The sequence below is a fragment of the Collinsella sp. LCP19S3_C9 genome (genome assembly GCF_052121575.1).
Taxonomy (GTDB): Bacteria; Actinomycetota; Coriobacteriia; order Coriobacteriales; family Coriobacteriaceae; genus Collinsella.
The window spans coordinates 11,181-33,323 of sequence record NZ_JBQKDZ010000007.1; the positions used below are offsets into that span (position 1 = coordinate 11,181).

Here is a 22,143-nt window from a genome sequence, read left to right on the forward strand (position 1 = left end):
AATTTTTCAGTTTTGAGGAATAGGCTCTATAGCGAATATACCTCGCGAAAGGCCGAGCTGCCTTAATCCTATTCCTCAAAAACGAAAATTTTTCAGTTTTGAGGAATAGGGCCGCGATGCCACCCTGTAGTCGCGCAAAGACCCTCCCCGGCAGAGGCCGAGGAGGGTCTTGTTGTCATCATTATCTTTGAGCGCGGACATCTCGCGTTACAGCCCGCGAATCCGTACGGCCTCGGGCGGAAACTCCTGCTCGCCGGCATCGGTCTTGATGGTCGCGCGACCCCAGATGTCCAGGCCCGCAAACACACCAACCGCAAGCGGCAAGCCGTTGGGCGACACCGCCGCAACCTGGCGGCCCAGCAGCGGCACCATGTCGAAGTACTCGCCCAGCACGGGAGCCAGCGGGCCGGCGGCGCCCTGCGGCGTGTTGGCGACAACCGCCCAGGCGTCCACGCGGGCCAGCACGGCGGTAGTCAGCGCTTCGACCAGCGCTTCATCGGTCACATCCAAGCCAAGTTCGCCCAGCGCCGCGCGCTCAATATCCACCGTCACGGCACCGAACATACCCGCGGCACCGGCGCCACCGTTGACGGCGACGCGTGCAAACGACGTCTCAAACGCGGGCGCGCCGCACACAATATCGCTCGGCCACTGAATGCCCACCTTGCCGACAAGGCCCAGCCCCGGCGTCGATTCCGTTCCCGCGAGCGCGTCCATCATGCCCATCGCCGCCACAAACGGCAGGCCATGGAAGGCGTGCATATTCACATCCGGGCGCACGACCAGCGAAAACGTCAACGACGCCTCGCCCACGCTCCAAGCACACCAGCCCGCGGACACGCCCTCGCGGCCCGCGTCACGTGCCGCGTCGAGCTCGGTACCGGCGGCAACAGCATTCATCTCGATCATCTACATACGCCCCAATTCGCCCACGATATGGCCCACGCGATCCTCGGGCTCCTTGACCTCGACGCCGTTGTAGCGGAAGAACCGCGCCGGGTCGTGCATCAGGTCCTCGAGCGGCACCAGCACAAAGTCGCGTTCGCCAATGAGCGGATGCGGCAGGCGCAGCTTTTTGCCGCCATGGGTCTCGCCATCCATCCACAGCAGGTCCAGATCGATGGTGCGTGGGCCGTTGACCTTGGCCTTCTTGGATCGGTCGCGCCCCAGCTCGGCCTCGATCTTCATAAGCTCGTCGAGCAGCACCAGCGGCGCCAGCTCGGTCTTGATCTCGATGACAGCGTTGGCAAACGCGTCCTGGCGCGTCTCGTAGGCCGGCTCGCTCTCGTAGATGCGCGAGCAGTTGGACACACAGGTGAGCGGAATCTCGGCGATCATGTCGCGCGCGGCGCGGATGTTGTCGCAACGATGCCCCAGGTTGGAGCCCACGGCCACAAACGCGCGACGCGGCTGCGGCTTGGCAACAGCCCAGTAGCCGTTCAGGAACTGCGCAAAGCCGGTGACATCGTGCACGCGCACGATGTTGGCACCGGCCTGGATAGCGCCCAGGCACACGCCAAATGTGGCGGCATCGCGCTCGGCGGCCTCGGTCACGCCCGAGACGGCGCCCACAAAGCGCTTGCGCGACACGGCGCACATGAGCGGATAGCCCAGCGACGCCATCTTGGCGGTCTCGCGCTGGATGACGATGTCTTCGTTGGCCGTCTTGCCAAAACCCGGACCCGGATCGATGCAGATACGGTCGCGTGACACGCCGGCGTGGATGAGCGCGCGTGCCTGATCGGACAGAAAGCCCATGACGCGGCGCATGATGGGCGCCGAATCGGGCAGGGTAAAGCGGCGGAGCTGCGAGGTGGGCACATAAGCCTCCTCGCGGCGGGCGCTGCGGCGCATCATGGCGGCCAAGTGATCGCTGGGCTCCGGCGCGGGCTCAGGGGTCGCGGCGGCCTCGGCGGCAGGGGTAGCCTGCTCGGCGGCCGGCGTCTCCTGCTTCTGCTCGCCCGTTGGCTCGGGCGCTGGCTCCGGATCGCCAAACGGCAGCGAGGGCTGCACCACGCCACCCGGCAGTTTGGCCTCCGTCTTGGGCTCGCCCAGCAGCTTGCCGCGACGACGGCGAGCGGGCTTCTCGGCCTCGCGCGCGGCCTCGGCAGCCGCCTCGCGCGCCTTCTCGGCAACAAACGCCGCGGCAGAGGTATCGAGCTGCACCGTTGCATGCGTGCGGGCAGGCGCGGCGACCTCGCCGGCGTGCATCACGATGACGCCGCAGGTGCTCGTCGCGACAAACTCGACCATCTTGGGGTCGGTGAATCCCGTCACGTCGTTGACAATCGAGGCGCCGCAGCGCACGGCCGCCTTGGCAACCGCCACGTGACGTGTGTCGATCGAGACGATGGCGCCCTCTTTGGCCAACGCACGCACAACGGGCAGCACGCGGCGAGCCTCCTCATCGGGGTTGACCGGGGTAAAACCCGGGCGCGTGGACTCGCCGCCCACGTCGATGATGTCGGCGCCGGCATCGAGCATCGCCAAGCCGTACTCGATGGCGGCATCCGGGTCGAAATGCTCCCCGCCGTCGCTAAACGAATCGGGCGTCACGTTGAGGACGCCCATGATGCGCGGACGGTCAAAGCTGAGCTCGTACTTTCCGCACCGCCATGTCTTGCTGTCGTTCGCCATGAACATCCTCCTAAAATGCCCGCGCCGCCACGCTCGGGCGCAGGCGGCGGGGTCGCTTTGCAATTAGTCTTTCTATTGTATCCGCGCGCGCGGGCTAGAACGCAAACGCGGCAGCGATGTCGCAAGAAATCAGCAGGTCGGCATTTGCATCCTGATCGGTGGGAGCAAGATTGCATATGGCCAGCGTATCGCCGGTAAAGTATCGCGTAAGGCCCGCCGCCGGATACACCACGAGCGAGGTCCCGCCCACAATGAGGGCATCGGCCGCGGCAATGGCGGCAACGGCGTCGGTCAGCACATGCTCGTCGAGCGGCTCCTCGTAGAGCACCACATCGGGCTTAATGCGCCCGCCGCACGCGGGGCACACGGGCACACCCGCGGCGTCCTCGTGCCCGCGGGCGCAAATCCACTCGGCGCTATAGACCGCGCCGCACGACTGGCAAATGTTGCGATGGACCGATCCGTGCAGCTCGAACACGCGCTGCGAGCCTGCCATCTGATGCAGACCGTCGATATTTTGCGTCACCACGGCATTTAGTTTGCCGGCACGCTCCAGCTCGGCCAGCTTGGTGTGGCAGCGGTTGGGCTTGGCGCCAAGCGAGATCATCTTGGTGCGGTAGAAGTCGAAGAACTCGGCCGGATGCGCCTCGTAAAAGCTATGCGAGAGCATGGTCTCGGGCGGGTAGGCAAACTGTTGGTGATATAGGCCGTCCACGCTGCGGAAATCGGGAATGCCACTCGCCGTGGAAACACCGGCGCCGCCAAAGAAGACCACACGCTTGTGAGTACCAAACAGCTCCGCCAGTGCGGCGGAGGCCCGCTTGGGATCCGATATCGCCTGCGTCATATGAGTCCTCCGTCCTTGTGGGTCGGGCAGCGTCGGGCGACATCCCAGCATGCAGCCTTTGAGTCAGCACGCGCGGAGCCCACCACCGCCCCTTTTGCGCTAATCTTAAGCCTGCAAACCCCGTCGAAAGGACACCATGCCTCAGACTTACACTTTCGCCTCGTGGAACGTCAACGGTCTGCGCGCCGTGCTCAAAAAGGACCCGAGCTTTATCCAGATCGCACAGGAGCTCAATGTCGATATCCTGGCGCTGCAAGAGACCAAGCTGCAGGAGGGCCAGGCCGATATCGACCTGCCCGGTTATCACCAAACCTGGAGCTACGCCGAGCGTAAAGGCTATTCGGGCACTGCGGTCTTTAGCCGCCAGGAACCGCTGCGCGTGCTGCGCGCCGATGCGCTACTGCCTTACGCCGGCGAGGGCGCGGCAGCCGAGCTCGTGGCGCAGGCCGCGACCGAGGGCCGCGTCTGCGCGCTCGAGTTCGACAAGTTTTGGTTTGTGGACGTCTATACGCCCAACGCCCAAAATGAGCTCGCGCGCATCGATGTGCGCATGGCCTGGGACGATGCCTATCGCGGCTTTTTGGCGGGACTCGAGCGCGAGACCGGCAAGCCCGTGGTGACCTGCGGCGACTTTAACGTCGCGCACGAGGAGATCGACCTTAAGAACCCCAAGTCCAACCGCGGCAACGCAGGCTTTTCGGACGAGGAGCGCGGCAAGTTTACCGAGCTGCTCGACGCCGGGTTTACCGATACCTGGCGCGCGGCAAATCCCGACGTCGAGGGCGTCTACAGCTGGTGGAGCTACCGCTTTAATGCCCGCAAGAACAACGCGGGCTGGCGCATCGATTACTTCCTGGTGAGCGACGCCATCGCCGGCAACGTGCGCGACACCGGCATCCGCGGCGACATCTTTGGCAGCGACCACTGCCCCGTCACCCTCACCCTAGAGCTCTAGCACCAGCCGACCCCTCGGGGACGAAGCAAAACGGATCATGTTCACCTCGCGAGGGAATCCACGCGGCACACCCGCCACGAAACTGCCCCATCTACTACGTTTAAGCCACTACCCTCAACCACGGCGAACAACGCAAAAAGAAAACCGCAGGTAGAAAGCCTGCGGTTTTTCATAAAGCGCGGTCATGGTCGGGGGTATCAAGCTAAACGTAGTAGATGGGCCAGTTTCGTGGCAAGCGCCGTCAACTGATTCCCTGGGGACGTCTGGGGGCGGAAGAAAACGGATCGATTTGGCTCTCTGAGGACCACGACGCCCATCATATCAGCCGGCCATTTTAAAACTATGCCGGTTTACGGGGCTGAATCGCAAATCCCCAACCAAACGCAATTCAAGCAAAATAAAACCGCAGGTAGACGGCTCGTCTATTTTCGAAAAAAGCCGGTATGGTCTGCCTGTGCCAATCTAGCCCCGTAAACCGGCATAGTTTTAAAATGGCACTTCGACAGTATTGATTCTCGCCCCGGCGCAACCGCCACTACAGCCCGTATTTCACGACGACACGGTTAATGCGACGACACCAAGGTTTGTAGAGAGCGGCCAAGAACACGCAGGTCGCAAGGCCGTGTGTGATATCGAACGGTACCGCCGTGGCAAGACGCGCCACGGCGCCCGCCCACGTGAGCGGTTGCACAAAACCGATGATGTCGTAGGCGTTAATCACGGCTCCATAGAGCAGGCCCGACGCAAAGCCGTACGCCATCAGCGCCGGCATGCGCACGGTTCCATCGGCACGGTCGAACGCACCCGCATGCGCCAGCGCGCCGCCAACATAGCCGACCAGACCCCAGGCATACATCTGCCACGGTGTCCACATGCCCTGCCCAAAAAAGAAATTACTGGTCAGCGTCGCCAGCGCACCAACCATAAAACCATTGCGGCGACCGAGCGTCGCCCCGGCGATAATGGCGATGGCGCTCACGGGTTTAAAGTCGGGAATGGGGCCAAACAAGATACGCCCCGCCGCGGCCAACGCCGCCAGAACCAGCGTGGGCATAATCTGGCGCAGGCCCGGTCGCGACGCCTCGTAGCCCGCAAAGAACAGCGCGAGCACCAGCGCCACCACGACAAGCATGGCAAGCGCCGCCTGCTCAACGCCTGCCAGCAACGCCGCGGCCATTACCGCTGGCACCGCCAGCAGCAGTGGGATCTCCAGTTTTGCGAGTATGCGCAAGACGCGATAATCCGCCATCCCATCACGCCCTATAAAACACATTGTCGGCAAAAAAGTCGGCGGGCGGCTCCATGCAGGCAATCTCACCGTCGAACATCATGGCAATGTCATCGGTAACCTGCTCGGCAAAATCCAGATCGTGCGTTGCCATGATGACGGTACCGCCGGCCTCCGCATGGTCGCGCAGGGCGCGGGCGATGATGCGACGGCTGGCCAGGTCCAGACCCTTGGTGGGCTCATCGAGCAATAGCAGCTCGGGGCCGATCAACAGCAGCTTTGCCAACGCAAGCAGCTGGCGCTGCCCGCCCGAAAGATCGTACGGATGGCGCCCATCCAAGCCGGACAATCCCAGACTCGTCGCGCGCTCTCGCGCCATAGCCTCGTCATATCCGCAGGTCGAAGCCCATTCCATCAGCTCCTCGCGCACCGTCTCGGCAACCAGCAGCGCCTTGGGATTCTGAGGCAGCAGTGCCGCCGAAGCCGCCCCGCGCTCCATATGCCCACGCTGCAACTTGACCGTCTTGGCCAGCACCGAAAGCATTGTCGACTTACCGCAGCCGTTACCGCCCACAACAGCATGCACCGCGCCTGCCGAAAACGACGCATCGAGCCCGCGCAGCACCCAGGCGGACGCTCGATCGTAGCGAAACCAGCCCCCTGCCAGGGTGGTAGCCGACCCAGCGTGCATTTTTGGGAGTATTCGGCATCCACCGGCGCACGACGGCGCCCCCGAGTCGTCTTGCGACAGGATTTGCGCCTCAAATTCAGCCGATTTGTCCGATTTCGGTCTTTTTTTTGCGCCCGGAGCGCCCACGCGCGGGTCCAAATAGCCCGGCCGGCCACTGGCGCTGCTGAAAACTCCGTTTTTTGCACGCCACGAGCCACCCCACCCTGGCACCTCGCCAGAAAACAGCTCTTCGCGATGCCCCAAGGAGGCGATATCGGCGACCTCGCATACGCGCCCGCCCTCAATCCGATACGCGCACGTCGCGTATTCAAGCATCGGGCGCGGCTGGTGCGTTGCCACAACAACCGTGCAGCCCAGCTCGCGATTCACGCGAAACAGCGCATGCAGAAAATTTTTCTCGGCAACGGGATCCAGTTGGGACGTGGGCTCGTCGAGCAGCAGCACGCGAGGGCGCAACGCCAGCACGGCTGCCAGCGACAGCAGCTGCTTGCGTCCGCCCGAAAGCGTATCGGTATCGCGGTGGAGCCAATCCTCCACACCAAAGAAATAACTGGTCTCGGCCACGCGACGGCGCATCTCGTCGCGCGACATGCCTAAGTTTTCCAGGCCAAACGCCATCTCGTGCCACACGGTTTCGCACACAATCTGGTTCTCGGGGTCCTGAAACACATAGCCCACGCGCTCCGCGGACGCGCGAACGTCCATGTCGGCAACGCTTTCGCCCAGCATGCGCAGCTCGCCGGAGCATTCGCCCGCCGGCGAAATCTCGGGCTTGAGCAACGAGAGTAATGTCGACTTGCCCGACCCGGTACCACCGACAAGCAACGCAAACGTCCCTTGGGGAACACGCCAATCGAGCCCCTCGAACACCGGCACTTCGGCCCCGGGGTAGGCAAAGCGCAGGCCCCGCACTTCAATCGCCGGCATATCCGAGCCGCACACCGCGTCCGCCATGATGCTCCCGTCCAACCGAGCCATCAGCCAAACCTCTTCTCGTCAATCGCATGCACCACGCAGGGCAGCGCCATCCAGGTCGCGTATACAACATAGCCAGGCCACGGCGCCGGCACCGAAAGCTGCGGGTAAAACGAATACTGCATCGTCGCGGTCCACGCCACTGCCGCCGTGGCCACGCCAAACAGCGCAAGCCCAACCAGCGCGGCAACGTCGCCGCGCGCCAGCCGATACCGCGCGTACGTCGTGCGACGCGCCGCGGCGCCCCACCCACGGGAGCGCATGGCGTCCGCACGCTCCAGCGAATCTTCCATGCCCCAGCCCATCAACACGCTCGATGCCCGTAGGCGCGAACGCACGGGGTCGGCCGGCGCGCGGCCCGGCACATCAATCGCATCCTGCACCGCCAGCACCGTGCGACCGCGACGCAAAAACTGCGGGATAAGCCGCATACACATCGAGATCATGAGCGCGATCACCGGCGCGGTGTTACCCAAAAGCGCAAGCACCCTGTCGTAGCTAAGCATGGACGCCGCGGCCTCAAACCACAGCACGCTCGCCACAAACAGCCCGCCCATGCACAGGCCGTATACCATGCTCTCCAGATACACCGCGCGCATGCCAATACGGAACAGTTCCGTCGAGCCCGAAGCGCTAAATAACGGGTTGAGCACCGCGATAATCAAAATCACCGGCAGCTGCCAGCGAAGCGCCCCCAACGTGCGTGCGACGCCGCGCGTCGCAAACCCATACGCCAGCCCGCCCGCAAGCGACAGCGCAAGCAGCACCGGTTGCATCGAGAACATGGTGAGCCCCAGCGTCAGCACCATGTAGAGCGCCGGCACCGCCGGATGCGACATCGAGAATGCCGCGACGGGTTCGTTGCCCGATTCCTCTCGCATAATATCCACGGACACCCCCATCCCCTCGCTCAAACGCCAACGCCGCAGTGCCGCCGCCATGCACAACCAGCGCAAAAGTCACGCCGGCGGCACCGACATCGGCCGCCATGCGCCAATCGTTACGCGCTCATCATATGCCTGCGGTATCATATTGCGCCGTGTATCGTTTCCAAACACACGTCTCTATAACGTAACAGGAGATCACATGGACGCAACCGCAATTATCCTCGCCGCCGGCGAGGGCACCCGCATGAAGTCGAACCACTGCAAGGTTTCGCACAAGATCCTGGGCAAGCCCATGGTCCAGTGGATCGTCGACGCCACCATCAAGGCCGGCTGCAGCCGCGTCGTGGTCGTCATCGGCAGCCACGCCGACGAGATGCGCGCCCTTATCGACGGCGCCTACGCCAACAGCGCCACCAAGGTCGAGTGCGTCGAACAGACCGAGCGCCTGGGCACCGGCCACGCCGTAAAGGTCGCGCTCGAGGCATGCGGCATCACGCAAGGCCCCGTCGTCGTGCTCAACGGCGACCTGCCGCTCATCACCGCCGACACCGTCGCCAAGTTCGCGCAGACCGTCGCCGGCGGCGAGCTCGCCTGCACCGTCATGACCATGACCCCGCCCGATCCCTTTGGCTACGGCCGCATCAAGCTGGGCGCCGACGGTCAGATCGAGCGCATCATCGAGCAGAAGGACTGCACGCCCGAGCAGGCCGCCACGTTGCTCGAGTGCAACGCCGGCTGCTACGCCTTCGACGGCGCGCAGCTCGCCGCCCACATCAGCGAGATCGGCAACGACAACGCGCAGTCCGAGTACTACCTGCCCGACATGCTCGAGATTCTCAAGGGCCACGGCCAGGCAGTCTCCATCTTCCACTGCGACGACTACCGCGACGGCCTGGGCGTCAACAGCCGGATCCAGCTCGCGCAACTCACCGCTATCGCGCGCGACCGCATCAACGAGCACTGGATGGCCGAGGGCGTTACCTTCATCGACCCCACGCAGGCCTGGATCGGCCCCGACGCCGTCATCGGCCGCGACACCGTCGTGTGGCCGCAGACGCACCTGATCGGCCACGTCACCGTGGGTGAGGAGTGCCAGCTCGGCCCCAACAGCCGCCTCACCGACACCACCGTTGGCAGCGGCTGCACCATCGATGAGACTATCGCCATCGAGGCTGTCATCGAGAACGGCGTCGACTGCGGCCCGCGCGCCTACCTGCGCCCGGGCACCCACATGCTCGATGGCTCCAAGGCCGGCACACACGTGGAGATCAAGAAGTCCACGATCGGCGAGGGCTCCAAGGTGCCGCACCTGTCCTACATCGGCGACACCACCATGGGTTCCGGCGTCAACGTGGGCGCGGGCTCCATCACCTGCAACTACGACGGCGTGCACAAGCACAAGACCGTCATCGGCAAGGATGCCTTCATCGGTTCCGATACCATGATGGTCGCGCCTGCCCAGATCGGCGACGGCGCACTCGTGGCCGCCGGCTCCGTCATCACCGAGCCGGTCCCGGCTGACGCACTCGGCCTGGGCCGCGCCCGTCAGGTAAATATTGAGGGCTGGGCCGCCGATTATCGCCGCCGTCTGCACGAGGACGACGAGGTATAACGTTTTACCAAGCATCTAAGGAGCTGTTCCCATGGGGATGGCTCCTTTTTCTATGCTGACCTGCGCGACCGGATGAGTGGTCGGTTCGTGTCCGTTGACGGTAAAGACGTTATCAAGACCCGATAAACCCCGCCACGCGGTTACAATGCAACAAGGCATCTATATGGCATTCGATATATAAAGGAGAAGGGTAATGCCGATTAATGATCCCGAGAAGTCGGAGAATATGCGCAAGTCCATCCGCGTGTATTCCGGTTCCTCCAACCGTCCCCTCGCTCAGAAGATCGCTGAGTACCTTGGGGTCGAGCTTTCGGGCCTTACGCTAAAGCAGTTCGCCAACGGTGAGATTTACGCCCGCTACGACGAGACCGTCCGCGGCGCCGACGTCTTCCTGATTCAGTCCGTGGCCGGCGGCAACGTCAACGACATGCTCATGGAGCTGCTCATCGCCACCGACGCTGCCAAGCGCGCATCCGCCCGCTCCATCACCGCCGTCATCACCCACTACGGCTATGCCCGCCAGGACCGCAAGGCCGGCCCGCGCGAGCCCATCACCGCCCGCCTCGTCGCCAACCTGCTCGAGCGCGCTGGCGTCAACCGCATCATCACCCTCGACCTGCATCAGGGCCAGATTCAGGGTTTCTTCGATATCCCGGTTAACCACCTGTCTGCACTGCCGCTGTTTGGCCAGTACTACAACGACATGCACTTCGACACCGACAACCTGGTTGTCGTCTCCCCCGACGTGGGTCGCGCCAAAGCTGCCAAGAAGCTCTCCGACATGCTCGGCTGCAGCCTCGCCATCGCCCACAAGGGCCGTCCGCGCCACAACGCCGCCGAGGTCATGGGCATCATCGGTGACATCAAGGGCAAGACCTGCATCATCAATGACGACATGATCGACACCGCTGGCACCCTGTGCGCCAACGTCAAGGAGCTCAAGGCCATGGGTGCCGGCGACATCTACGTGTGCGCCACCCACGGCATCTTCTCGGGCCCGGCCATCGAGCGCCTGAACGACGCCCCCATCGTCGAGTGCCTCGTCACCGATGCCATCCCCGTCGAGGTTGGCGGCAAGATCAAGACCATCTCGGTCGCCGAGGAGTTCGCCGAGGCCATCTCTGCCGTTTACCACGAGGAGCCCGTCTCCACGCTCGTCGGCGGCGACTTCGCGCTGTAATCCAGCGCGCATCGCATCATCTTTGGTGTTTTTGAAGGGTCGGAAGCTCACTTCCGACCCTTTTTTCTGCCCCTCGACAACCCGCCTTGGACAGTTAGTTCAGATTTGTATTAATTTGGCATTCGTTTGGGCCATTTAATGTGTCGAAAGCTCTCTTGCCGGCATAATTCCACTCGATTCCTCCACCTATGGATCTCTTCACCATGCCATTGGCCCCATTTTGCCCACCGAGTCCTTCAACAACGGCAATACACCCCGGTCACCTTGTACAAATCTGAACTATCTGTCCAGCACCCATCTCAGTAGATGCCTCCAAGGCCAACCCATCACTCCATTCTCCACTTTTCCAAGGCATTCCGTATGATGTCGTTACCGCCCGCGGCGCGCGACGCCCCTTTGAGCGAAAAGAACGGCACGGCCATATCATTTCGCCAACGGCTTAGTACCTTATAGCTATGACAACCGTAATTTCACACCTCTCCGCCCTCCGCGCAATTCGCCGCGCTCGACGGGCGTACTCCGCCCTTCCCTGGGACGACATCGATGACGAGCAACAGACACAAGCCCTCGTAGGTTGCGTTCCCAACAAGGACGCCATAGACTTTGCGGCCCTTGCAATACTTGACGCCTGGAGCGAAGACGACTCCGAGCGTCTAGACCTCTTTGTTGCGAGCGGCAGCAACAGACGGCCCGACGGACGGCTCCTCCAGCACACCATCACCGCCCCTCTCCCCCAGGGCGCGATCATGCACATCGAAGCCGACATCTACGCAACGTCTCCCGCCATGACGGCCATGCTTTGTTCCAAAAATGAATCGGTTGCCAAAACCTTGATGCTTCTCATGGAACTGCTCGGGACCTACTCACTTCCGCCCGAAGCAACTTACCCCATCGCCTACGACGACACGTGGCCCGAGGCCAACAGCTTCGAAACGATGGACGATCTCGATTGCCAGGGCGACCAACCGACACCCGAAAAGCAAGCCGAAACCCGCTACGAACAGGCGCACTACAAATGCGAGCCCGCCACAACCATCGAAGAGCTCGAGGCGGTCGCACGGTTTGCCAAAAGTAGTTCCTACGCCTCGTTTCGCACAGCTATCAAACTCGCCCGGGCCGGATCCGCATCCCCAGCGGAATCATTGATGTTCGCCGTCCTGGGCGCACCCATGCGCTTTGGCGGATTCGGGTGTTGCAGCCTGCCCATGGGAGGCCTGCTGCTCAACTATCGAGTCGATTTCGACACCCTTGCGGTCAACATGTCCTCGGGCATCCCCTACGCCATCTGCGACTTATATTGCCCAGCCGCCGGAGTCGACAACGAATACAACGGAATTGGACATGAGCTTCAAAACGCTCGCATCCACGATGGCAATCGCAACAATGGCCTTAAGGCCATGGGTATCCACGTCCTGGTTATCAATCGTGACCAAATGAAGGACCTTGTTGCACTCGAAGCCTTCGCCCAGACGATGCATCGACTTGCGGGAGTTCGATTCCGCTACCGCATCAAGGGTTATCGCAAGCGTCAGGCCGCCTGGCTCAACGCCCTGCGGGCCGGAATCGGCCTCGCGCCGGTCTAAAAGACTTTTACCCAGTGTTACCGAGCATGGCTGGACAGTTAGTTCAGATTTGTATAAACAGACGGCTCATTTCGAGGTAGTTTGCCGCCATCCCGGCGCCAATCACCTCATTTGAAGACTCAAAAGATCTGAAATAGCACAAATTGTGCTCCCCAAAGCGCCGTGACAGTTCCGTGGCCCCGATTTTGGCAGTCAAAGATCTCTTGGTTTATACAAATCTGAACTAACTGTCCATCCCGGCTTCTGACGACTGTCCAAACGCCCTCATGCGGCCTCAATCACCCTCCATTTGACAGCAGCAACGGGGTCGCTCACCATAGCAGGCGACAAATCGATGAAAGGAAGCACATGGCAGCTGCACAGCCGCTTAAGATTCGCATGGTTGCCGGACTTGGCAACCCTGGCGATGAGTATGCCGAGACCCGCCACAACGCAGGCTTTAAGGCGATCGACGAGCTGGCGCGTCAGGCCGGCGTCACGTACTGGAAAAACCAGGCCGGCGCCGAGGTCGCGCTCATCAACATCAACGATCCAGAGGAAGAGGACGGCAAGCGCCAGATTGTGCTGGTCAAGCCGCAGTCGTACATGAACACCTCGGGCGGCCCCATCTCCAAGCTTTGCCGCGAGTACAAAATCAAGGCCGAGGAGCTGCTCGTAATCCACGATGAGCTCGACATTCCCGCCGGCGACGTGCGCGTCAAGGTGGGCGGCGGCCACGCCGGCCACAACGGCCTGCGTTCCATCATCGACAAGATGGGCAGCCGCGACTTTAGCCGCATCCGCACTGGCATCGGCAACCCTCCCGGCAAGATGGCTGTCGCCGACTACGTGCTCAAGCAGCTGCGCGCCCGCGAGGCCGAGGACTTCCAGGACACCTGCGCCCGCGCCGCCGACGCCGCCGGCCTGGCGATTGTGCACGGCGTAATCTATGCCCGCGACCACGTCAACGGCTCCGCCTCTGCCAACGGCAAGCACTAAAACCTACCAAAAAGGGATGTTTATTTTGGCAGGTTTTATATGCGAAAACGCCGCAGCGGCCGCATCGCAATAAACCCTGTGCCGACATACATACCCAACACCCCAAAAGGGGCCGGCCTCACCGATGTGCAAGGCCGGCCCCTTTTGTCGTTTTATCTGATAAAACCCGCCAAAATAAACCTGCCTCTTTGTGCTAGATCACTTTTCCCGCCTGCCAAAGATACACGTAAGCAACATGCCCATGAGGGTATAATTTACACCGTATGTCTGCACAACGCCTGTGCGCGTACGGTTATATTCGGGCTGCCGTCCATTTCCGTGGAGGCACGGTTCGGTTGCCCTAACAAGAGAGGGGTTCTATGTATAAGATCCTGGAGAAGACGCAGTTCTCGGAGAAGGTGTTCAAGTTCCGCATCGAGGCGCCTGCAATCGCCAAGCATGCGCACGCTGGACAGTTCCTCATGGTTCGCGCCAACGAGACGGGCGAGCGTGTCCCGTTTACCCTGGCCGGCTGGAACGGTGACGAGGGCTGGGTCGAGTTCATCTTCATGGTGATCGGCAAGACCACCGAGATGCTTTCCACCTACGAGGCCGGCGAGTCGCTGCGCGACGTCGTGGGCCCGCTGGGCGTTCCCACCGAGATGGCCGAGGGCCCCTGCGCCGTCATTGGCGGCGGCGTCGGCCTGGCAATTGCCTTCCCGGTCGCCAAGCACCTGGTCGAGACCGGCCACGAGGTGCACGCCATCATGGGCGCTCGCACCAAGGACCTCCTGCTCATGGAGGACCAGTTCCGCGAGCTCCTCGACGAGGACCACATCCACATCACCACCGACGACGGTTCCTACGGCGAGCAGGGCGTTGTCACCGCTCCGCTGGAGCGCCTGCTGCAGGACAAGGCCGTGAGCCAGGTCTTCTGCGTCGGCCCCGTTCCGATGATGAAGTTCTCGACCCTCACCGCCCAGAAGTACGACACCCCCATCACCGCGTCGCTCAACCCCATCATGGTTGACGGCACCGGTATGTGCGGCTGCTGCCGCGTCGAGGTGGGTGGCGTGACCAAGTTTGCTTGCGTCGACGGCCCCGACTTCGATGCCACCCTGGTCGACTGGGATGACCTTCGTGCCCGCCAGGCCGCTTACCGTTCCGAAGAGGGCGAGTCCCTCAAGGCCTATGAGGAAAAGAGCTGCGCATGCCACTAGTTAACGGTCGTTTCGTTGCCGATATGAAGTCGCCCCGCACCCCCGATAACGAGGAGCCGGCCGCCGAGCGCGCCTGCGACTTCCGCCCCGTCGACAAGGGCTTCACCGAGGAGATGGCGCTGGCCGAGGCCGAGCGCTGCCTCAACTGCAAGAAGCCGTTCTGTGTTGAGGGCTGCCCCGTCAACATCAACATCCCCCGCTTTATCGAGCAGATCCGCGAGAAGGACTTTGGCGGCGCCCTCGATACCATCCGCGAGGACTCCATGCTTCCCGCCATCTGCGGTCGCGTCTGCCCGCAGGAGAACCAGTGCGAGGGCAAGTGCATCCGTGGTAAGAAGTCCGAGCCCGTGGCCATCGGCCAGCTCGAGCGCTTCCTGGGTGACCGCCCCGAGCTCGCCTCCACGCCCAAGATGGCTCCCAAGAACGGCAAGAAGGTCGCCGTCGTCGGCTCCGGCCCGTCCGGCATCACCTGCGCCGGTGAGCTCGCCCGCAACGGCTTTGACGTTACCGTCTTTGAGGCCTTCTTCACCGGCGGCGGCGTGCTGGTCTACGGCATCCCCGAGTTCCGTCTGCCCAAGGCGGTCGTCAAGCGCGAGATTGACGGCCTTGAGAACATGGGCGTCAAGTTTGAGTACAACTCCGTCGTGGGCAACATGGCCACGGCCGATGAGCTGTTCGAGCAGGGCTTCGACGCCATCTACGTGGCGACCGGCGCTGGCCTGCCCAAGTTCCTCAACGTCCCCGGCGAGAACCTGCCCAACGTCTTCTTCGCTAACGAGTACCTCACCCGCGTGAACCTGATGAAGGCCAACAAGTTCCCCGAGTACGACACCCCCACCAAGCATGGCAAGAACGTCGTCGTCTTTGGCGGCGGCAACGTGGCTATGGACGCCGTCCGTACCGCCAAGCGCCTGGGCGCCGAGCACGCCATCATCGCCTACCGTCGTACCGAGGACGAGATGCCCTGCCGCCGCGCCGAGCTGCACCATGCCAAGGCCGAGGGCGTCGAGGTTCTGCCGCTCGTCTCCCCGCTCGAGTTTGTCGCTGGCGAGGACGGCTCCGTGTGCGCCGTCAAGGTCCAGAAGATGGAGCTCGGCGAGCCTGACGAGTCCGGCCGTCGTCGCCCGGTGCCTATCGAGGGCGCCATCGAGGAGATTCCCTGCGACGTCGCGATCTCGGCTATCGGCACCAACGCCAACCCCTTCGCTGCCAAGATCGGCGGCAAGATGGAGCTCAACAAGTGGGGCTACATCGTTGCCGATGAGGAGACCGGCCAGACCACCGATCCCCGCATCTGGGCCGGCGGCGACATCGTCACCGGTGCCGCTACGGTCATTCTGGCGATGGGCGCCGGCAAGAAGGCCGCCGCTTCGATCACCAAGAGCCTGCTGGGTGAGTAGTCACCTACAGCGCTAACCACCAAACGGCAAAGTCCCCGTCGGGCACACGCCCGGCGGGGACTTTTTTCTATGCCAGCCGCCCGATCACCACAAAGGTGCCTGTCCCTTTGTGATGGCTTTTGGTCGGCTAGCCTTCGAGCTGAGCCACCTTGTAGCGGTAGGCAGCGGCTATGACGTCTTTGCAGCCCTCGCGGCCCAGCTTGGCGCGGTTGACGACGATATCCTTGCCGCTCGTCATCTTCCACTTTCCGGCGCTGTAGCGCTTATAGAACGCCTCGCGTGCCTTCTGCTGCTGCTTGACCAGCTTGGCGCCCTTCTTTTTGTTGAGCCCACGCTTCTTGCGCACGATCTCGACGCGGTCCTCAAAGGGTGCGGTCACCAACACGGCAATGTGATTAGGGTTGTTACGCAGCAGGTAATCGGACAGGCGACCCTCGATAATGCAGCTCTCGGTCTCGCCCAGATCCAAAATCACCTGACTCATCTTTTGGAACAACTTGTCCGAGTACGAACGCGCGTCGTAGCGGTCGGGCAGAAACGCCATGTTCTCCACGGCCAGACGCTCGTCGTAGGCGGCCATCTTATCGAGCGACTCACCCGCGCGTATCGACGCACGCACCAGCAGCTCGTTATCGTACAGCGGAATTCCCAACTCGTTGGCAAGCATGCGGCCAATCTCGTGGCCCTCGGCGCCAAAGTCGCGCGCGATGGTAATGACCACAGGATTCTTCTTGTTCTCCAGATCGCTCATCTCGATTCCTTTCTCTATGTGACAAAGGGACAGTCCCTTTGTCACATTCATTTTGCCCCCACCTTCGTCCTGGTTTCCCAAGTGCGGCAGATTGCCCCGAAAGAGGAGCGCCGCGTACTAAATGTACGCAAGCGACGATTGAGGGGCAAGGTGCCGTGCTTGGGGAAGCAGGACTATGCGGCCACAATGCGACGCTGATATGCCCTCACCAGCAGCGAGATACCAAAGTTGAGCACAAAGTACATCGCAAACACCAGGCCGTAGAGCATAAGCACCTGCGACAGGTCGATCGCGTGGGCCATCACGACGTTTGCCGTGTACATGAGCTCGGCCACGTTAATGCCCGAAAGATACGAGCTGTCCTTGATGACGGTCGTGCACTGACTAAACAGCGCCGGAATGATCGTCTTAAACGTCTGCGGCAGAATGATATAGCGCATGGTGGCAAAGAAGCCAAAGCCCTGGCTCTGCGCCGCCTCAAACTGGCCGCGCGGAATCGAGTTGAGGCCGCCACGCACAATCTCGGCCATAACAGCGCTGGTAAACAGCGTAAAGGCGATGGTCGAAATCACAATGTCCAAACCCTGCACCGTAAAGTAGATGAACAGGATCCACAGCAAGTTTGGCGTGCAACGGAACAGCTCGATATAGGCGCTCACCAAAATACGGAATGGACGGGGCGCGTAGCTTTTAACGAGCGCCAGCACCGTGCCAAAGATGAGCGAGGAAAAGATCGACAGCGCCGAGATCTCGATTGTCTTAACAAAGCCGCCCCAAATGTAGAGCAGGTTGGTCGCGTTGAAGATTTCCATGCGCTAGGCCTCCTCTACGTTGTCGAGCCCCAGCTCGGCCAGGCTCACGCCGCGCGGGCGCTCCTTGGAGCGGCGCTCGAGCCACTGCACCAGCATGGCGAGCGGAAAGCAGATGATGAAATACATAAGGCAGCAGACGATGTATCCCTGCAGGTAACCGTACAGACTCACAAAGTTGTCGGAACGGTACATAAGGTCGCCGCCGGCCACAAGCGCCAGCACCGACGTGTTTTTGACCAGGTTGAGTGCCTGGTTACACAGCGGCGGCAGAATGATCTTGAACGTCTGGGGCAGCACGATGTACCAGTATGCCTGCGCACGGGTGAAGCCCTGGCTCTGGGCCGCCTCCATCTGGCCACGCGGAACGGCCTCGATACCGGTACGGATGACCTCCGAAATGTAGGCAGCGTGATACAGGCCCACGCCCAAGAAGCCCAGTACAAACGGCGCGATACGCACCGGCTGGTCGGCACCGGTTATGGCCTGCAAAAACTGCGGACCGGCCATGTACATAAAGAGCACCTGCACGGGCAGCGGGGTGTTCTGGTAAAACTCCACGTACACGCGGCTTATGGCGCGCAGAACGCGAGAACGAGTGGTAGAGAACACGCCAAGCAGCGTGCCCAACACCAGCGACAGCAGCAGGCCGGCAACGACCACCTGCATCGTCACGCCAAAGCCCTCCCAGAAGGGCCCCATGTTTTGGAATGTCGTCGACCAGCGGTCGGCGTCAAACAATCCTTCGAGCATTTGATTCCTTCCTTGGACGATGCGCCTATACAAGACCCCAGGTCTTAACCTCTTGGTCGAGCCAGCCGTCGGCCAGGCGATCGCATATCACCTGATCGACCACGGCCGAAAGATCACAGCCCTTCTTGGTCGCCACGCCGTAGCCCTGCTCGCCAAACTTGACCTCGGGTTGCAGCAGCTCGACGGTCTCGTTCATGTATCCAGCCAGCGTGGAGCGGTCCATGGCAAAGACGTCGATATTGCCGGCATCGAGCGAACTCTTAATGATGGGGTAGCCGCTAAAGGCCCTAAACTCGGGCTTGCAGCTAAAGCCGTTGTCCTTGATCATCTGCTCGATCAGGCCCTGCGTGGTTGCACCCTGGCTCACGCCAATGACTTTGCCGTCCAGGTCCTCAATCGAGGTAAAGCCCGAACGCTTCTTGACCATGAGTCCCACGTAGTCGGTGCGGTACGGCGTCGAGAAATCCCAGCTCTTCTTGCGCTCGTCGGTGATGGTGTAGGTCGCCGCGACCACGTCGAGCTGGCCGTTATCGATCAGCGGGCCGCGCGTCTTGGGCGTTACGTCAGTAAACTCGACAAGCTCCTGGGCACGGGCCTCCTTGTAGCTCACGCCAAAGACGGCAGCGGCGATCTGGTAGCACAAATCGACCTCCATGCCCTCAAAGCGGCCCTTGGCGGTGTCGTAATAGCCGTAGCCGGGAACGTCCTTCTTAACGCCGGCATTCAGATGGCCACGCGACTTGATGGCCGCAAGCTTAGACCCCTTGTCGGAGTCCTCGCCGCCGGTGGAGTTGCCGCAACCGGTAAGCGCGGTCCCCGTCAGCGCGAGCATACCGGCGCTCGCCAGCTGCAAAAAGTGGCGGCGCGACACGGCCGCCCTCGTCATATCCGTCATGTCCATCACCGCGCCTAGTGCAGAATCTTGGACAGAAACTCGCGGCAGCGCGGGTTCTCGGGGTTATCGAAGAAGTGCTCGGGTGTGCCCTCCTCCAGGATGCGGCCGTCCTCCATAAAGATGACGCGGTCGGCCACCTGGCGCGCAAAGCCCATCTCGTGCGTCACGCAGATCATGGTGATATCCTCCTGCGCGAGCTCGATCATAACGTCCAGGACTTCCTGGACCATCTCGGGGTCGAGCGCCGAGGTCGGCTCGTCAAACAGGATGATGGGCTGCTTGGTGCACAGGGCACGGGCAATGGCGATACGCTGCTGCTGACCGCCCGAGAGGTTCTGCGGATACTCGCCGGCCTTATGCGCCATGCCGACGCGCCTGAGCGCGGCGATGGCGATCTCGGTCGCCTCCTCCTTACTCTTCTTTTGCAGCTTGATGGGCGCGAGCGTCAGGTTGCCCAGCACCGTCATGTTGGGATATAGGTTGAACTGCTGAAACACCATGGAGCTGTACTTACGAGCCATCTCCAGATGATTCTTCTTGGTGAGCGGCGTACCGTCGATGATGACCTCGCCCGACGTGGGCTCCTCCAGATAATCGACGCAACGGATGAGCGTGGACTTGCCCGAGCCGGAAGGCCCGATCATTACGAGCTTCTCGCCGCGCTTGACGGTGAGGTTGATATCTTTGAGCACATGCAGGTCGCCAAAGTACTTGTTGAGATGCTTGATCTCGATCATGTCTGCCATGAATATCCCTTTCCTGCGCTTACACGAATTGCTCTATTTTACGGAAAGAACCACGTTTCCGCAGCCCACACTGCATTCCCGTAAAGAACCCGCAACCTTTAACCCACTCATTGGGGACAGACTTAAATGAGTACCCAATGAGAGGGCACTCATTTAAGCCTGTCCCCAATGAGCGCCCAATGACCAGCCAAGGGAGGCGCCCTTCATCGGCCAACAAAAAAGGGGGCGCGACCGCAATGGTCACGCCCCTCAACACCAACTATGTACCGCTCGTCCCTACACGAGTTTGCCGCCGACGATCTTTGCCGCGGCCGGTTTATCGAAGTTGCCGCCGGTGGCCTTGCCGAGCGCCCCCATAACCTGTCCCATCTGCTTCTTGGACGTGGCGCCCAGCTCGGCGATGACCTGCTCAATCAGAGCCTCGAGCTCCTCGCCCGAAACCTGCGCGGGCAGTAGGCTCTCCAGAATCTTGACCTGCTCGGTCAGGTTGTCGGTACGATCTTGATCGGTACCGGCCTTGATGGACATCTCCAACGTCTCGCTTGTCTGCTTAATCAGACGCTTGATCATGCTGTTGACGTCTTCCTCGGTCACGTCGCGGCGCTCGTTGACCTCGATGTTCTTAACCTCGGCCTTGACCTGGCGAATGATAGACAGGCGAACCTTGTCCTTGGCCTTCATGGCGGCAATCATTTCCTGCTGCAGCTCTTCGTTGGTCATCTGCAAATCCTCCTCAATAGTGTGGGCGGCACTCGCACGAGCACCGCCCCTTGATTACTCAGTCGTCGACGAATCGTCGGTCGAGCTCTTGGTGACGCCCTTCAGGCTCACGTTATAGGGCACGTCCTTGGGCATGGGGTTGACGGTAATGTCGGCATCCTTCGTGTACTTCTCCAGCCACTCGTTGTATGCCGTGCCCGATGCCTGGGTCTTCACCACATTGGAAACGTACTTCTTAATAGCCTTGGGCACCTGATTGATGTCATCGACCTGGCCATCGACATGGAAGTAGTCGGTGCACTTGATGATGTGGTAGCCATACGTCGACTCGACCACGTCGCTCACATCGCCCTTGTTAAGGCCCTCGAGCGCCGTCTGGTAGCTGTCGACAAAGGTGGTGAGCTTATCCCAGCCCACGTCACCCTTCTTCTCCTTGGAACCGGTGTCGTCGGAATACTGCTTCACGGCATCCTCAAAGCTCAGCTCGCCGGAGTTGATCTTATCCAGGCACTCCTGCGCCTTGGCCTTGGCGGCGGCCTTGTCCTCGTCGGAAGCGTCGGAATCAACCTTAATCAGGATGTTCGACGAGCGGCGGGCATCGTTGTAGTTAGACAGGTTCTCGTTAATGTAATCGACAATCTCGCTGTCCTTGGGCTTGCTGGTGGGAGCAACGGCATCCTTAAGCTTCTGCTGCGCCAGGCTCTCCTTGAGCGAGTCCTTGTAGGTGTCCTCGGTATAGCCGTAGGTCTTAAGGGTCTCCTTAAAGGTCTTGGCGCCGCCCGCGCTCTTGCAGGCGTCCTTCCAAGCCTTCTCTACTTCCTCGTCCGAAACCGTCACGCCGTTCTCCTTCTGCGCCTGCTGGAGCAGAATCTGCTGCGTATAGGAATCGATGAGCTGTTTGCGGTACTTCTTGGGCGTCAGGTCGTTGTCAACCAGATACTGCGCCCAATCCTCATCCTTGGTGTAGCCGTAGGACGTGCGCATGCTCATGATCTGCTTGGTTACGGTGTCCTCGGTGAGGTTGGTGCCGTTGATAGTAGCAGCCACGCCGCCGGTCAGTTTGTAACCCGAGTTATTGTTCTCGGTCTGCGACATCAAACCGGAGCACGCCATGGCCGAGACGGAAAGCAGCATTGCCAGCACGCCGATAACCACCAGGACGATCTTGACGGTCTTGGACACGTACGTCTTGCGCTGCTTCTTGCGAGAGCTGGAGGCGGCGCGGGACCGTTGCTCGGACGTCGGCGCGACCTCGGGGTTCTTTTTCTTGTTTGCCATAGTTGGCCTTTCGCATCAC

General features: G+C 61.4%; 20 protein-coding genes. 7 read left to right on the forward strand and 13 right to left on the reverse strand.

What is annotated here, in order from left to right; all coding sequences use genetic code 11:
* Positions 1-207: 207 nt before the first annotated feature.
* The 3 genes from ACTQXI_RS04485 to ACTQXI_RS04495 form a co-directional block, all read right to left on the reverse strand.
* Positions 208-909: a hypothetical protein gene (locus tag ACTQXI_RS04485; RefSeq protein WP_441548386.1), complete on the reverse strand. Its 702-nt coding sequence runs from the start codon at positions 907-909 to the stop codon at positions 208-210.
* Complete coding sequence (gene folP, locus ACTQXI_RS04490; protein ID WP_441540346.1) at positions 910-2,637, reverse strand: dihydropteroate synthase; 1,728 nt, start codon at positions 2,635-2,637, stop codon at positions 910-912.
* Positions 2,638-2,731: 94 nt separating this feature from the next.
* Complete coding sequence (locus tag ACTQXI_RS04495) at positions 2,732-3,484, reverse strand: NAD-dependent protein deacylase (RefSeq protein WP_441056409.1); 753 nt, start codon at positions 3,482-3,484, stop codon at positions 2,732-2,734.
* 136 nt (positions 3,485-3,620) lie between these two features.
* On the opposite strand from ACTQXI_RS04495, the gene ACTQXI_RS04500 reads away from it, so the two are divergent.
* Complete coding sequence (locus ACTQXI_RS04500; protein WP_154516667.1) at positions 3,621-4,439, forward strand: exodeoxyribonuclease III; 819 nt, start codon at positions 3,621-3,623, stop codon at positions 4,437-4,439.
* A 535-nt stretch (positions 4,440-4,974) separates the two neighbouring features.
* On the opposite strand, the gene ACTQXI_RS04505 is transcribed toward ACTQXI_RS04500, so the two are convergent.
* Genes ACTQXI_RS04505 through ACTQXI_RS04515 form a run of 3 tightly spaced genes read right to left on the reverse strand, consistent with a single transcriptional unit; the run spans position 4,975 to position 8,214 of the window.
* Positions 4,975-5,688 carry a DUF6580 family putative transport protein gene (locus tag ACTQXI_RS04505; RefSeq protein ID WP_441048744.1) on the reverse strand — a complete coding sequence of 238 codons (714 nt, stop codon included), beginning with the start codon at positions 5,686-5,688 and terminating at the stop codon, positions 4,975-4,977.
* Between the two features lie 4 nt (positions 5,689-5,692).
* A complete protein-coding gene (locus tag ACTQXI_RS04510) occupies positions 5,693-7,336 on the reverse strand; it encodes an ABC transporter ATP-binding protein (protein ID WP_441048745.1) in 1,644 nt (547 codons plus the stop codon).
* Positions 7,336-8,214, reverse strand: a complete 879-nt coding sequence (locus ACTQXI_RS04515) for an energy-coupling factor transporter transmembrane component T family protein (protein ID WP_427718158.1) — start codon at positions 8,212-8,214, stop codon at positions 7,336-7,338. Before ACTQXI_RS04515 ends, ACTQXI_RS04510 begins: the two co-directional genes overlap by 1 nt.
* A gap of 205 nt (positions 8,215-8,419) precedes the next feature.
* Between ACTQXI_RS04515 and glmU the strand changes: the two genes are divergently transcribed.
* The 6 genes from glmU to gltA all read left to right on the forward strand — a co-directional run bounded on the left by glmU (position 8,420) and on the right by gltA (position 16,172).
* Positions 8,420-9,832, forward strand: coding sequence for a bifunctional UDP-N-acetylglucosamine diphosphorylase/glucosamine-1-phosphate N-acetyltransferase GlmU (gene glmU, locus ACTQXI_RS04520; protein WP_441048746.1), 1,413 nt, complete (start codon positions 8,420-8,422; stop codon positions 9,830-9,832).
* 193 nt (positions 9,833-10,025) lie between these two features.
* Entirely contained in the window at positions 10,026-11,012 is a 987-nt protein-coding gene (locus ACTQXI_RS04525) for a ribose-phosphate diphosphokinase (RefSeq protein WP_154516678.1), read from the forward strand.
* A 455-nt stretch (positions 11,013-11,467) separates the two neighbouring features.
* Positions 11,468-12,595 (forward strand): hypothetical protein, encoded by a 1,128-nt coding sequence (locus ACTQXI_RS04530; protein ID WP_441548387.1) that lies wholly within the window; start codon positions 11,468-11,470, stop codon positions 12,593-12,595.
* Between the two features lie 348 nt (positions 12,596-12,943).
* A complete protein-coding gene (gene pth / locus ACTQXI_RS04535) occupies positions 12,944-13,573 on the forward strand; it encodes an aminoacyl-tRNA hydrolase (protein WP_195838564.1) in 630 nt (209 codons plus the stop codon).
* 359 nt (positions 13,574-13,932) lie between these two features.
* A complete protein-coding gene (locus tag ACTQXI_RS04540) occupies positions 13,933-14,772 on the forward strand; it encodes a sulfide/dihydroorotate dehydrogenase-like FAD/NAD-binding protein (protein ID WP_006235793.1) in 840 nt (279 codons plus the stop codon).
* A complete protein-coding gene (gene gltA / locus ACTQXI_RS04545) occupies positions 14,763-16,172 on the forward strand; it encodes an NADPH-dependent glutamate synthase (RefSeq protein ID WP_154516684.1) in 1,410 nt (469 codons plus the stop codon). Before ACTQXI_RS04540 ends, gltA begins: the two co-directional genes overlap by 10 nt.
* Before the next feature lie 127 nt (positions 16,173-16,299).
* On the opposite strand, the gene ACTQXI_RS04550 is transcribed toward gltA, so the two are convergent.
* From ACTQXI_RS04550 to ACTQXI_RS04580, 7 genes are all read right to left on the reverse strand, one after another.
* Complete coding sequence (locus tag ACTQXI_RS04550) at positions 16,300-16,923, reverse strand: AAA family ATPase (RefSeq protein WP_441048747.1); 624 nt, start codon at positions 16,921-16,923, stop codon at positions 16,300-16,302.
* Positions 16,924-17,096: 173 nt separating this feature from the next.
* Entirely contained in the window at positions 17,097-17,735 is a 639-nt protein-coding gene (locus tag ACTQXI_RS04555; protein ID WP_441048748.1) for an amino acid ABC transporter permease, read from the reverse strand.
* Between the two features lie 3 nt (positions 17,736-17,738).
* Positions 17,739-18,485, reverse strand: coding sequence for an amino acid ABC transporter permease (locus ACTQXI_RS04560; RefSeq protein WP_154516699.1), 747 nt, complete (start codon positions 18,483-18,485; stop codon positions 17,739-17,741).
* A 25-nt stretch (positions 18,486-18,510) separates the two neighbouring features.
* On the reverse strand, positions 18,511-19,386 hold the full coding sequence (locus ACTQXI_RS04565) for a transporter substrate-binding domain-containing protein (protein WP_441063238.1): 876 nt from the start codon (positions 19,384-19,386) through the stop codon (positions 18,511-18,513).
* A gap of 8 nt (positions 19,387-19,394) precedes the next feature.
* On the reverse strand, positions 19,395-20,126 hold the full coding sequence (locus ACTQXI_RS04570; protein WP_441063239.1) for an amino acid ABC transporter ATP-binding protein: 732 nt from the start codon (positions 20,124-20,126) through the stop codon (positions 19,395-19,397).
* Between the two features lie 276 nt (positions 20,127-20,402).
* The gene (locus tag ACTQXI_RS04575; protein ID WP_427717979.1) at positions 20,403-20,846 is read right to left on the reverse strand and encodes a GatB/YqeY domain-containing protein; all 444 of its coding nucleotides are present in this window, start codon (positions 20,844-20,846) and stop codon (positions 20,403-20,405) included.
* A gap of 54 nt (positions 20,847-20,900) precedes the next feature.
* Positions 20,901-22,124: a peptidylprolyl isomerase gene (locus ACTQXI_RS04580; protein WP_441063240.1), complete on the reverse strand. Its 1,224-nt coding sequence runs from the start codon at positions 22,122-22,124 to the stop codon at positions 20,901-20,903.
* Positions 22,125-22,143 lie beyond the last annotated feature (19 nt).